Raw genomic sequence first — 13,043 nt, forward strand, 5'->3', positions numbered from 1 at the left:
AACCGCAAAATTGATTGGTTCTCCCATGCGACGCTCCCCTTCGGGAGAGCGCGGGTCTTCAACCAACGTTGAAATAAAAATTCAATTAGTCAAGTTAGACAAAACCCATGCTCTTTCTATTGACCACGGTTTAGACAACTGGTTGACTTGTGTGGATACTCTAGGACACAGCTTTATTGTCGATGGCAAACATCTGAAATCGAAAAACCAGTGGTACAACAAACAAATAGCTGCTCTCAAGGAAAATCAACCACAAGGTTTTTGGTCTAAAAGATTAGCTCGCATCACTGAAAAGCGTGATTGCTTCGTTCCTCGCAACCAGATGCGGGATGCTGTTAACATGCGCAGCGCGATTAATCATCAACCATGGCCTTAAACATGGAATTGGTACAATCGTTTTTGGTTGGAATAAAGGTCAAAAACAATCAATTGAACTAGGGACTAAAACTAACCAAAAGTTGGTACAAATTCCTACTGCAAGACTCAAAGAACGAATCAAGGAACTTTGTAGCTTATATGGGTTACAATTTGTAGAAACCGAAGAGTCTTATACCTAGAAAGCTAGCTTTTTAGATCATGATGTTCTCCCAACCAGGGCGTGAAAAACCCGACAACTGGGAACCATCAGGAAAGCGCGTTAAACGAGGTTTATATCGTTCTGCTGCGGGCTATTTAATTAATGCTGATTGCAATGGTGCAGCCAACATCCTTAGAAAAGTAGCTGGAAGGTTCAATCTTAATTTGGACCAACTAGGTAGAGGCGCATTGACAACGCCTTTAAGAGTTCGATTTTGGATTGCTTAAGAATCCCCGTCTATGCGCGAGCGGGGAGTGTCAAGAAATATTCTCCTTGTGTAGATTAAGTGAGGTAAAAAACAAAAAACAATGTACTTCACCACACTGAGAAATGCTATTTTACTCCAAACAATCAATCAAAATATTGTCATTTTTATCGATAAAATTTATAGTATTTTCAGCCTGTATGCCATAATAAAAATTATGGGATGTTTTCCTGATTAACATGAACTATGGGGAATAATGAACTACATCTCTTAATTACTTAAAACTTTAATTCTGGTAAATTAGTAAACTCAAACCCATTTATGCTCCAATTTACAATAGCTATATGCACTTATAATGGAGAAACTCGTTTAGGTGAAGTTCTAGAAAAACTCAGTCATCAATTAAATCAGCATAATATTTCTTGGGAAGTTTTGGTTGTTGATAATAATAGTCAAGATAAAACTGCTGAATGTGTGTGTAAGTACCAAACTCTTTGGGCAGGAAAAATTGAATTAAGATACACTTTTGAATCAAAACAAGGATTAGCTTTTGCTCGACAAACTGCTATTGAAAAAGCACGAGGTAAATTAGTCGGATTTATTGATGATGATAATTTTCCTCAAAAAGATTGGTTAGAGTCAGCTTGTTTTTTTGCTGAAAGTCATCCTCAAGTAGGAGCATTTGGTAGTCAAGTTGAGGGTTATTTTGAAAAAGAACTACCAAAAGATTTTGATAAAATAGCTAGTTTTTTAGCAGTAATTGACCGTGGAGAACAAGCTTTTATTTATCAACCAGAAAAACGAATTCTCCCTCCTGGAGCGGGACTAGTTGTTCTTCGTCAAGCTTGGTTAGACTGTGTTCCGAAAAAATTATTTCTCACAGGTAGAATTGGTAACTCTATGTTAGCCAGTGAAGATTTAGAAGCTTTATCCTATATCCAACGTGGCGGTTGGGAAATTTGGCATAATCCTCAGATGGTAATTACACATAAAATACCTCCAAAGCGCTTAGAAAAAGAATACTTACTTTCTCTGGTAAGGGGTGTTGGTTTAGCAAGACATCATATCAGAATGATTCGTATAAGTAGTTGGCAAAGACCCTTGGCTGTTCCTATTTATATTGCAAATGATTTGAGGAAAATATTATTGTATTATTTACAGCATGGAAAACATTGTCAAACAGAACTTAGTTTAGCTTGTAAGATGGAATTTTTATGGAGTAGTTTATTAAGCCCTTTTTATCTTTGGAGAAAAAAGTTATCTGACTATATTAATACATTCAAATAAAATATAAATAATACTATGACAAACCCTGAAACTATTAAAGAAAAATTGCATCATTCTCTAGCTAATCTAGAAAAATATGAAAAATGTGCCTTACTAGATTATCCTGATTATTTGAATTTAGGAGACCATCTAATTTGGTTAGGTTCTGTTCTTTATCTAACTAAAGTTAATCACACAAAAATTGAGTATTCTGCTAGTGTGAAAAATTTTTCTGCTAGAGAAATGGAAGAAAAAATTGGTCAAGCTCCTATCTTTCTTAATGGTGGTGGAAATTTAGGAGATTTGTGGGGAGAATGTCAAAGATTTCGAGAGAAAATTATTACTCAATATCAAGACCGTCCTATAGTAATTTTACCCCAAAGTATTTACTTTAAAAATTTAGAGAATCTCAAAAATACAGCAAATATTTTTAATAGTCACCCAGATTTAACAATTTTTGTTAGAGATAGTCTAAGTTATGAACTGGCTAGTGAATATTTTACTAAATGCCAAATTTTTATGGCTCCTGATATGGCTTTTCAAATGATTAATAGTCTGAACAGAGAGCAACAAAAAAATCACAACAATTCTATACTGTATCTATGTCGAGATGACCGTGAATTGAATCAAACTTTTGCTCCTACTCAGCTCGGATTATCTAATTTAGTTATTGAGGATTGGGTTTCCTACAAATGGGTGTTAGGAGTCGAAAAAACTAAGTTTATGAGATTGGTAGCAACTCTATTTAGAGAAGGATGGCAAAGAGGTTTAGCTACTCCCCAAGAATGGTTTACCAGGCAACAATGGCTAGCTTCTCATCCCTATACACCCAAGTTTCAGAATTTACAATACTCTAATTTACACAGTCGGTCGTGGCACTTTATTCATAGTGCAATCTATCAATTGCAACCCCATAAATTAGTAATTACCAATCGTTTACATGGTCATATTTTATGTATTTTACTCAATAAACCTCACATATTTTTGCCCAATGCTTATCACAAAAATGAATTATTTTATCAAACCTGGACATGGGAAATTCCCTTTTGTAAATTTGTCAAAGATTTAGATGAAATTCCTACCTCAGTATCTGAATTACTGAGTTAATTAGAATTAGTTCCATAATTAAATATAAAAATAGGAAAAAAATCAATAAATTATGACTAATCTAATAATTATTGTCGATCAAAATCCAGAACGTAGAACAAATTTTATCAACAAAGTTAGACCATTATTACCACCCTTCACAGGATTAGTAACTAACTCTTGTATGACAGGATATTTTGCTAGTATTTGGGCAGCTAATTCTCAAGCTCCTATCACTCATTGTACCAATAATAATGGTGCTGCTGTAGTTTGGGGAAATGCCATAACTCATGATTCAACCGAGCAGATTAATGCAGATTCTTTACAACAAAAATGGAATCCTTTCAACAATAATAATACTTTTCCTAGCTTTGATGGTTTTTACGCTGCTGTAGTTTACAATCCCGAACATGGACTGATAGTTGGAACCGATTTATTAGGCTTTTTTCCTCTTTATTATTATACTGATGAAAATGTTGTTCTCATTGGCTCAAGTCCAGAACTTTTTAGATATCATCCTAACTTTAATACTAAATTTAATCCACAAGGTTTAGTAGGATTATTATTACTGCGGGTTTTAGTTAACGGAGAAACACTTTGGTCAAATGCCAAACGTTTAGGTGCAGGAAATATCCTGCAATGGCACCCTGAAACTGGTGCTAAAGAGTTAGAACATTATCGTCTTCCTTGCTCCAGCGAGTATGCTCCCTATTCCCATCTTTCATTTTCAGAACATTTAGATATTCTAGATGAAGCAATAGACCAGGCGATCGCTCGCCAAACTTCCACAAGCAAAAAACATAACTTTTTGTTGTCAGGAGGGTTAGACTCGCGGATGTTAGCCGGATTTCTCCAGCGTCAAGGAATTGAGCCAGTGGCCTTTACTCTAGGGAAAAAGGGCGATATAGAGCTAGAATGTGCCACTGCTGTAGCTCGTCATTTTGGTTGGGAACACAAAGTTGTTTCAACTCCGATGAGCCAGTATCCTTTTTATGCTAACTTTGTCGTCAATTGGGAACACTTGGCTGGAGGTTTTGGTGGCACAACTGGGATGTTTTCCGATGCTCACTCCTATCTAAGAGATTCACCAGGCACAATTATTAATGGTTTAGCTATAGATCCAACTATTGGTTGGAAATATTACAATATCCATACTTCTTTCCAAGAGACATTTTTAAAGTGTAAAGTCTTTTCACCTAAGATATTAAGTCAATTACTCAACCAAGATATATTTGCTAATTTAGTCTCGGATACAATGGACACTCTTCAAAAGACTTATGATGCATATTCAGGTTTAGAGTATCAAAAAGAATTTTACTTCAGGCTTTACCATCTTCATCGATTGAAGCTGGGTATATTAGCTTGGGAAAGTTCCTTTGGTGCATGGCCGATACTACCAATATTAGATAGAAAACTGTTAGAAAGTATAGTTGTATTACCAGCTTCAACAATGAAGAGCAGACTGGCGCAAAAAGAACTTGTCTGTACGCGATTTCCACATTTAGCACAATTACCATTAGACCGCAATTCTTGGGATATGCAGCCCCTAAAACCTAGTCCAACTCGTCAACAGTTAAGTTTATTATTCAAATTGCAACAAAAATGGCGAAGGCTAAAACTTGAATTTGGTTATGACCAACGTTATTACTATAGAATTTTTGATATTAACAATGTAGGATATCAAGCAGTACGAAGAGAAGCAGAACCTTATCGATCTAAAGTCGAGCATTTATTTAATATGGATGTTTTGAATGAATTGCTACCTCCTCCTGATGTTAAGTTAAAATATAAGTCAGATTCTATTCTAGAAGCCTCTGGGCTTAAAGTTTTATTAGGACTGTTACTCTGGTCAAAAAATAATTTGTAATTCATCTTTCAACAATTAATAATTAATAATTAATAATTACCTCTCCTTGAAAAGAAGAGGATTGACTAATCATGAAAAATTTTCTTTTTATCCCCTTTTAAGGGGAGGCTTTAAACCACAATTTTTCGGTAATTTGTATGTCTAAAGCTCATCTCTGGCAAGAATAAATAGTTGAAGCTGATGGTTTTATTACTATTAGCGTAACTATTGAAAATCCTCAACAAAATCGACAGCAATTATGGTATCGCATACCCAAAAATTATCGTTCTATCTTAACGTCAAGCTGCGACCCTTTTCTCATTGTTGTCATCTTTTTGGCAATGAATCAAAACACAGATTTAATGGTACATGGAGAAATTTCTCCCTCTCTACTGAAAAATTTAGAATAGTTTCAAATAATTTGGTCTGCTTGGAAACCAGAGCAATATAAAATCATCCAAATTAATGTTGAAACTGAACGAGAGCAAGAAACAATTTTAGAAACAGAAAAAGCCATTAGTGCTTTTTCTGGAGGAGTTGATAGTTGTTTTACAGCCTTTCGTCATCATCGAGGAGATTGTGGCAGACAAAAACGTAATCTAAAAGCAGGTTTGATGGTGCATGGTTTTGATATTCCCATAGAGCAAAAAGAAATATTTCCTAGTGCTGCTCAAAAGTCTCAAATCATGTTATCAAATTTAGGTATGGAATTAATTCCGATGGCAACTAACTTTCGGAAAGTAATTAAACTTGATTGGGAAGATGTTTTTGGCACAGCGATCACTTCTTGTTTGTCTTTAGTTCAGAAAGGTTATAATATAGGCTTAATTCCTGCTTATTATGCTTATCGAGACATTTCTCTACCCTATTACTCAAATCCATTAACCGTTCCTTTACTATCCAGTCAATCTTTTGCGGTCGTACATGATGGGGGTAAATTAGGTCGTTTAGAGAAAATAAAAGAGATTCATAATTGGGATTAAGCTTTGGTGATTTTTTTACTGAATAAACAAAAAAAGAACTAGAATTTATTAATTTTCAAAAGGTTTTATTTGATTGAGTAAAGCATTTTTCCGTTCTCTATTTGAGTCAATAATTATGATAAAGTTAGCCATAATTTTTGAGATTTTTCATCTTGTTGTTAATTAATTTATATAGTTGTTTTATATTGTCTTGATTACTTTCTGCGGGTAAAGAAAAATGTTCTTGAATTAGATCGATACCCATTTGAGAATTAGCAATTACACCAGTTACTAAATCAATTTCAATTCCCAAACCAGAAAGAACAGATTTTGCTCCCTGAATACCACATAAATCAGAAGCACTCAGAATATGAATATCTATCATTTGGTGCTGTTTCAAATATTTAAGAATATCCAAAACATGATAACTGCCAATTAAACCATCACCAAACTCTAAAACAATTAAGTCTGGCTGGTTTGCCTGGAAATGATTAATAATATTTAAACTAGAGGAAATTATATTATTAATATCATTACCACAGGTAGAAGGAAAGCCCATATCAACAAAATCTAAAACAGATTGAGCGCCTGCATTCTGAAATAATATCAATTCTTCAAGAAAGGCAAAACCTGTTAGCTTCCCAGCAACAACTTTTTTCCCTGTTTCAGAAAAAGCTCGAATAATATTACAAGCCATTGTTGTTTTTCCTGTTTCCATTCCTGTGCCAATTAAAGCAATAGTTGCTGCTGGGTTGGATTGAATAGGAATTTTTGGTAGAGTAAAGTCAAAAAGATTAAGTATTTTTCCATCATTATTAGTAATAATTCCTAAAACTTTGATTGGCATAGGATTACCCCATTCAGGAAAAATACCTGTTACTTTTCCCGCAACACCAGCAGAACCTAGTAAATACAAGATATCGTCAGAACTAATACTATCAGTTACAACACCAGCAAATTCTAGAGTAGCTTTTCGATAACCCAATACCACAGGCAGAATATCTCCCTCTGTTGCTACACTAATATCTCCGTTAATAGACTCAATGTAAGCCCTTTTGTTTTCAGTTTCTAATACTTCAACAACTACACAATCTCCCTCTTTAACCTTCACTTGATTAAGAGCATTAATTTCTACAGAAACTGCTGAACTAAAATCAACATTTTTGAATATAGATGGAATTTTATCAAAATCTTTTTTGTTGTTTAAAATCATAATTTTTGCTTCCATGCATTTTTAATTTTTTTGAGATTATTTTTGATTTCTAAAGGAGTATTTTTTTTGATATATTCTAAAATTCGATTGCGTTTAATTGACTTTTGTAGGGCTTTTACCCAAGATTGGGATAACAAACTTTTATCTCTTGCTTGAATTTGATTGATGAGACTTTCCATCACACCAATTTCCAAACCTCTAAGCTTGAGATTTAAAATTTGTTGGTCTGTAACATCTTTTTCAAAACAACAAGGCAGTCCATAATTTAAAGCACGAAAAGTCAGAATAGTACGAATACACTTCTCACATTTTCCACAGTTTTGATCTTTATTTTCTCCTTGCCAGCAAACTCGTAGATTTTCTGTAATTTCTTGCCAATTTAGAATTTTCTCAGTTTTTTGTAATCGAGTAAAAGCAGATCCATCATTAATAATTTCTAAAGACTTACTTGATAAAAATGAATCTGTAATCGGGTCGAAAGCAGAAGGCAAAACCATTTTGGTGTAGTAAGTAGAAGCAGGAATAATTCCTTGAGTATAACCTTTACTGAAAAAATGTAAACAAGAAGCTACGGTTGTATTAAAAACATCTTCCCAATCAAGTTTAATGACTTGACGAAAATTAGTAGCCATCTCAATTAACTCTATTCCTAAACTGTTCGTTATAATTATAGATTTTTTCAACGCTCTAGTAAATACATCTTCTTGTGAAATAGGAATATCTAAACCATGTACCATTAAACCAGCTAATAAATTATATTTTTTTCTTCTATGAACATCTTTACTATGACGAAAAGCAGTAAAACAACTATCTAAACCACCTGAAAATGCTGAAATAGCTTTTGGTTGACCTAATGGCTTTTCTAATTCTTTTTCTGTGTCTGCTTGAACCATAATTTTTGTATATTTTTGCAATGGATAGCAGCACCATGCATCTTGAAATTCATCTAAATTATCCAGTAAAGAAGGAGAGACTTGACCATGGACAATTAGATCACAACCTTGACTCATTGCTAATAAAATTGTCGCAATCACAAAAGAATCACAGGTAGTGTTTATCTCTTCTTGATATTTAAGAGAAAAACGATACCAAAGATTAACTTGAGATTGATTTGACATTTCTATAGTGGTACTGACATGAACTAAATTATTGATTATTTTAGTTTCTTCTTGCCAAAGATGTATTTTTGCCATTACTATATTATAATTTGCTTTAGGAATAGGAAGATTTGAGATTAACAGTCAAGTCTTTGAGGAACAAAAAATTTTGTTAGACAATACAATAATAAAATTTACTATGTTTGAGCAAATTTATCAAGATTATGTCTGCCATTCAATATTTATGTTTTATTATTGAGGGTTTTAATGCAGTATTATAAATTTTTTCATTCTCTTTAACAGACTGCCACAAATTAATCATTGGTTGTGGATAATCAACACCAATTTTTACACCAAACTTCTTTTGTTCAACTCGGTGTAATGAGGTACACCTTATTTTACAGCGCTTTTCGCTCTTGATGAACCACATCTTCACAAGCAAAACTTTGTAGGGACGTTCCATGGAACGTCCCTACTGTGGTCTACCCAAATGAAAACCGCTGTAAGGCAGAAGTCAGAAGTCAAAAACCAAGAAGATTGGACTGTACCTAATATCAAAGGAAACCGCTGTATCATGTCCGTTGTAAGAATTGTATAGTGCTTAAAATTATTGGCAAAATTATCAAGTTAGGTAAACGAAAAATTCAATTTTTTGAGATACTGCTTAATTTTAAATTTAAGTATTTTGAACTTAATTGCTTTCACTAAATCTTGCCTACCAATATTTTCTAGAGGATCAATCAATGAGGAAAGAAAATTGGCTTTTACTTCTGTTGAAACAGGTATATTATTAATCATTTTTGGAGTTACATCATTTTCTACAAATGCCTCTGATTCAGCAAGTTTGCTAAGAATCAGTAATCCTAACATTGTTCGGACACATTTTTCACAATAGCCACAGTTAATTTTTTCTTTGGGCAAGACTTTAATTTGATGACAAGGTTGCATTAAATTCAAACCAGGTTGCCACTGTGCCAAAATCTTTAATTTTTGAATACGAGTTAAACCATACTCTTCCACTTGAATTTGAATACCAGCACTGGAAAAATTATTAATCAATAGAGGATTTCCACCCGTTATCAATTCTTCTAATCCTACTCCATCGGAAGCGAACAAAATCTTAGAAAAACGATGATTAAAAGCATGGGCGACCGCAATATTTGCTGCACTAAAACCTATTGAAGTAAAACACTCATAACTTGGACAAAGTGAACGAGCATTAACATGAATAGGTATTAATTGAAAATTCTCAGTTTTCCCTAAATTAGTTAATCTTTCTGTGACTATCTCAAAAGCAGATAAACGCTCTGGTACAGGAGTCGATCCATTGAAATCATACTCATTAACTCCAAAGAATAGTAAGCATTCACGAATAGATTCTGGATGTTCTAAGGGATAATTGAGACGATTGTTGCGTAATGTGGTTAAACCATCAACTCCCCCTGAAAGAAAACAACCCGTGTAAGGAGTTGTTCTAGGATATGATGGTATCAATCCATCTTGAGGTTCAATGGTTAAAGGCTGACAATGATCGTACCAGAGTTGATAAATTGCCATTGCTGCATCTAAACCAGAGTATAATCGAGGACAAATAGAACCTTGAACAAAAATCCGTTTTTCTCCCAACCAGACAGCAAAAGGTAAACTAGCTAAAACGAAAGCATTAGCACTAGGTTGTAAATCTTCTGCAAAAGGGTAAGGGGCCTCAAAATACAAGACTTGTGCTGATGTTTTGGCAGTTTCCCAAATTATATCGGCAGCAACTCGTCTTCTTTCTCCTAATTCTTCGGTGCGTAAGTTTTCTATTCTCATTATTTCTACTCCATTAAACTTTTGATAAACTCAAAAAAACAGATTTTCATTTTGGTAAATTTAAAATATTTCTAGCATTATTGATTGATTTTTTTGCCCATTGTTTTAGCATTTTGTTAGTCTTGATCAAATAATTTTTACGTTTTAATGCTTTCTGCATAGCTTCTAGCAATTCTGGATCATCTCCTCGTTGTTCAAGAATAGCGATCGCCTGTAAAATCCGAAAACGATTATCTAAATTATCTATTACTTGCTGACTAAATGCTTCTAAATCAAGAGATTCAGGAAAAGTTTTAGCTTCAGATAAAGAATGGCAGGTACGCAAAAAAGCCATTGTCCACAAACATTTACGACATTGACCACAATTATATCTAGTTTCTTTTACTTGCCAACAAACACGCAAATGTTCTAAAGCTAAATCCCAAGTAGAAATATCTTTAATTTTGTCAAAGCGACTAGCTTCACACCCATCATGTATTAATTCAAGAGATGGAATACTCCACAGTGGATCGAGTCCAGGATGAGAGCCATGAGGAAATAAAAAGGCATAATAATACGATGAGGGTATATAAATTTTATGAAAAATTGATCCTAAAAAATGGGCTACTGCCGCTATAGCTGCACCATGATAGTCATCCCAATAAACATAGCGATCGCTATACTGACGGATATTAGTTTGTACTTCAATAAACTCAAGATTTAATTTTTCTGCAATTTGTCTTAATCTTGGGCTTACTATTTCACAAAATTTGGAGTTATTGACAGGAATATCAAAACCATGAACAAAAATGAGATGAGTAATTTCTTCTCTATGTTTTTTGAGTGTATAAAAAGAATCTACTCCACCAGAAAAAAATAATCCTACTCCTTTCTTTGAGTTAGAATATGTTGAATAATCTAAGTTTTTTTGTTGTTCAAATTCAATCATATTCCAAGATGAATCCCAATTATGTTTTACCAGTTGAACTTTTTGAGCAGAAGCCAATATCTGGTCGGAAACTGGAGTTTGCAGCCATACATTTAAACCTTTTTTCATAGCACATAAAAGTACAGTAGGAATAAAAGGATCGGCAGATTGGTTAATTTCTAAATTCTGATTATTTGTCTTAAACCAAACTTCAATAGCTTCGTGAGAATCAGAAATTACAGAAGATAATTGAGTATAATTATTTTCTATTGATAAATTTAGTTTTTCAAGTTCTATCTTATTCATAGTTTAGGTATCTAAATCCTTTGATGAAGTATAAATATATAGATACAAGGAATCTTTGATATTAACAGTCAAGCCTTTGAGGAACAAAAAATTTTGTTAGACAATACAATAATAAATTTTACTATATTTGATCGAATTTATCAATTATATATGTCTGCCATTCAATATTTCTGCTTCCTTATTGAGGGTTTTAATGCAGCATTATAAATTTTTTCATTCTCCTTAACAGACTGCCACAAATCAATCATTGGCTGTGGATAATCAACACCAATTTTTACACCAAACCTCTCTTGTTCAACAGGTGATAATTTCCCTGGTTCATGTATTTTAGCAGCAGGTATTCCTTTTAATTCTGGCAACCAATGTTTAACATATTTTCCTTGGGAGTCGTAATCTTTTGCCTGTTTAGGAATATTAAAATAACGAAAACCCCGTGCATCATTTCCTACTCCAGCAGTATAATTCCAATTTCCCCAGTTACTACAAACATCATAATCTATCAGTAAAGACTCAAACCATTCAGCACCTATTTGCCAATTAATTCCTAAATTTTTAGTCAGAAAACTAGCAACATTTTGTCTACCACGATTTGACATAAAACCTGTCATTAAAAGTTCGCGCATATTAGCATCTACTAGGGGAAATCCTGTTTGACCTTCTTGCCATTTTCTAAATTTTTCCCAATCTTCTTGCCAAGGAATAGCTACTCCTTGTAAACCAGACTTATAAAATACTTTATTTCCATGTTTTTGACAAATAAACCGGAAATAATCTCGCCATAATAATTCAAATATCAACCAATAAGTAGAATTATTTTTTACCCTCAGCTCTTCATATTCTAGCACCTGTTCATAAATATAACGAGGTGATAAACATCCTAAAGCTAACCAAGGAGAAAATTTAGAGGAATAATTTGCCCCGAGCATTCCATTTCTTGTTTCTTTATAAACTTTTAGACAGTCTTGCTGCCAAAAGTAATTTTTTACTCTTTCTTTTCCAGCAATTTCTCCGCCTCTAAATGCTAAAACTGCTCGTGAATCTTGTGGTGGTAATTCTAGATTTAGTTTGGATAAAGTAGGTAACTCTCCCAGCTCAACTTCTGGCAAAAATGGTAATTTTTTAGGAGTTGAAAATGTAGGATTTATACTGGATTTTTTTTCTATCTCTTTCCGAAAACTGGTAAATACTTCTGGTAATTGTTTAATTTCAAAAGGTAAATCATCAGGATGGTAAAGTGTGTGACCCCAAAATGATTGAAACTTAACCCCAATTTTTTTTAATGCTTGATGAAGTGCTGTTTCTACTTTAATTTCTTCTGCTGTAACTTCTTGATGAAAAAATACAGATTTAACCTTCAATTCTTGAGCAAGTTGAGGAATTGCTATTTCTGGTTTTTGTTGACGAATTATTAAATTGCTACCTAATTTTTGCAGAGTATTACGCAAGTCAGCAATACTTTCAATTAAAAAATTTGCCCGAAAAGCACCTGTTTTAGGAAAGCCAAAATTAGTCTTACCAAATTGTCTTGAATCGAAGCAATAAACAGGAATAATTTGAGCCTTAGTTTTTAGTGCTTTATCGAGCGGTTCATGGTCATGGACGCGTAAGTCGTTACGATACCATAATATAATTCTGTCTTGATTCATAAGCTTTTATATCAATTTGATAAATGTTTGCTACAAATAACTTTCTAGGTTTTAGGTGGTCGGTGGTCGGTGGTCGGTGGTCGGTGGTCGGTGGTCGGTGGTAGGGGTTAAGTATTAGGA

12 protein-coding genes are annotated in these 13,043 nt (G+C 33.6%); 7 read left to right on the plus strand and 5 right to left on the minus strand.

The annotated features are described in order from the left end of the window. The first annotated feature begins 10 nt into the window (after positions 1-10). The 7 genes from F6K23_RS42335 to F6K23_RS31825 all read left to right on the plus strand — a co-directional run bounded on the left by F6K23_RS42335 (position 11) and on the right by F6K23_RS31825 (position 5,963). Entirely contained in the window at positions 11-376 is a 366-nt protein-coding gene (locus F6K23_RS42335) for a transposase (protein WP_367267880.1), read from the plus strand. Then, positions 330-557, plus strand: coding sequence for an IS200/IS605 family accessory protein TnpB-related protein (locus tag F6K23_RS42340; RefSeq protein ID WP_367267881.1), 228 nt, complete (start codon positions 330-332; stop codon positions 555-557). The genes F6K23_RS42335 and F6K23_RS42340 overlap by 47 nt, the downstream gene beginning before the upstream one ends. A gap of 19 nt (positions 558-576) precedes the next feature. Beyond that, positions 577-804, plus strand: coding sequence for a hypothetical protein (locus F6K23_RS42345; protein WP_367267882.1), 228 nt, complete (start codon positions 577-579; stop codon positions 802-804). 299 nt (positions 805-1,103) lie between these two features. Next, complete coding sequence (hpsE, locus tag F6K23_RS31810) at positions 1,104-2,069, plus strand: hormogonium polysaccharide biosynthesis glycosyltransferase HpsE (protein ID WP_293163537.1); 966 nt, start codon at positions 1,104-1,106, stop codon at positions 2,067-2,069. 15 nt (positions 2,070-2,084) lie between these two features. Further along, entirely contained in the window at positions 2,085-3,155 is a 1,071-nt protein-coding gene (locus tag F6K23_RS31815) for a polysaccharide pyruvyl transferase family protein (RefSeq protein ID WP_293163539.1), read from the plus strand. 52 nt (positions 3,156-3,207) lie between these two features. Continuing rightward, complete coding sequence (locus F6K23_RS31820) at positions 3,208-5,001, plus strand: asparagine synthase-related protein (RefSeq protein ID WP_293163542.1); 1,794 nt, start codon at positions 3,208-3,210, stop codon at positions 4,999-5,001. A gap of 593 nt (positions 5,002-5,594) precedes the next feature. Then, positions 5,595-5,963, plus strand: coding sequence for a hypothetical protein (locus F6K23_RS31825; RefSeq protein WP_293163545.1), 369 nt, complete (start codon positions 5,595-5,597; stop codon positions 5,961-5,963). Positions 5,964-6,087: 124 nt separating this feature from the next. On the opposite strand, the gene F6K23_RS31830 is transcribed toward F6K23_RS31825, so the two are convergent. The 5 genes from F6K23_RS31830 to F6K23_RS31850 all read right to left on the minus strand — a co-directional run bounded on the left by F6K23_RS31830 (position 6,088) and on the right by F6K23_RS31850 (position 12,923). After that, positions 6,088-7,155, minus strand: coding sequence for a hypothetical protein (locus F6K23_RS31830; RefSeq protein ID WP_293163548.1), 1,068 nt, complete (start codon positions 7,153-7,155; stop codon positions 6,088-6,090). Beyond that, complete coding sequence (locus tag F6K23_RS31835; RefSeq protein WP_293163551.1) at positions 7,152-8,348, minus strand: hypothetical protein; 1,197 nt, start codon at positions 8,346-8,348, stop codon at positions 7,152-7,154. The genes F6K23_RS31830 and F6K23_RS31835 overlap by 4 nt, the downstream gene beginning before the upstream one ends. Before the next feature lie 531 nt (positions 8,349-8,879). Continuing rightward, complete coding sequence (locus tag F6K23_RS31840; protein WP_293163554.1) at positions 8,880-10,064, minus strand: hypothetical protein; 1,185 nt, start codon at positions 10,062-10,064, stop codon at positions 8,880-8,882. Positions 10,065-10,110: 46 nt separating this feature from the next. Next, positions 10,111-11,277 carry a hypothetical protein gene (locus F6K23_RS31845; protein ID WP_293163557.1) on the minus strand — a complete coding sequence of 389 codons (1,167 nt, stop codon included), beginning with the start codon at positions 11,275-11,277 and terminating at the stop codon, positions 10,111-10,113. Positions 11,278-11,438: 161 nt separating this feature from the next. Further along, positions 11,439-12,923: a DASH family cryptochrome gene (locus F6K23_RS31850; protein ID WP_293163560.1), complete on the minus strand. Its 1,485-nt coding sequence runs from the start codon at positions 12,921-12,923 to the stop codon at positions 11,439-11,441. Positions 12,924-13,043: the final 120 nt, after the last annotated feature.

The organism is Okeania sp. SIO2C9 (genome assembly GCF_010672455.1).
Lineage (GTDB): Bacteria > Cyanobacteriota > Cyanobacteriia > Cyanobacteriales > Microcoleaceae > Okeania.

Bases quoted from the DNA above. Each gene is read 5' to 3' on its own strand.
- F6K23_RS31820 (WP_293163542.1), top strand. From the start codon at position 3,208: ATGACTAATCTAATAATTATTGTCGATCAAAATCCAGAACGTAGAACA.
- F6K23_RS31825 (WP_293163545.1), top strand. From the start codon at position 5,595: ATGGTGCATGGTTTTGATATTCCCATAGAGCAAAAAGAAATATTTCCT.
- F6K23_RS31840 (WP_293163554.1), bottom strand. From the start codon at position 10,064: ATGAGAATAGAAAACTTACGCACCGAAGAATTAGGAGAAAGAAGACGA.
- F6K23_RS31835 (WP_293163551.1), bottom strand. From the start codon at position 8,348: ATGGCAAAAATACATCTTTGGCAAGAAGAAACTAAAATAATCAATAAT.
- F6K23_RS31830 (WP_293163548.1), bottom strand. From the start codon at position 7,155: ATGATTTTAAACAACAAAAAAGATTTTGATAAAATTCCATCTATATTC.
- F6K23_RS31845 (WP_293163557.1), bottom strand. From the start codon at position 11,277: ATGAATAAGATAGAACTTGAAAAACTAAATTTATCAATAGAAAATAAT.
- hpsE (WP_293163537.1), top strand. From the start codon at position 1,104: ATGCTCCAATTTACAATAGCTATATGCACTTATAATGGAGAAACTCGT.
- F6K23_RS31850 (WP_293163560.1), bottom strand. From the start codon at position 12,923: ATGAATCAAGACAGAATTATATTATGGTATCGTAACGACTTACGCGTC.
- F6K23_RS31815 (WP_293163539.1), top strand. From the start codon at position 2,085: ATGACAAACCCTGAAACTATTAAAGAAAAATTGCATCATTCTCTAGCT.
- F6K23_RS42345 (WP_367267882.1), top strand. From the start codon at position 577: ATGATGTTCTCCCAACCAGGGCGTGAAAAACCCGACAACTGGGAACCA.
- F6K23_RS42340 (WP_367267881.1), top strand. From the start codon at position 330: ATGCTGTTAACATGCGCAGCGCGATTAATCATCAACCATGGCCTTAAA.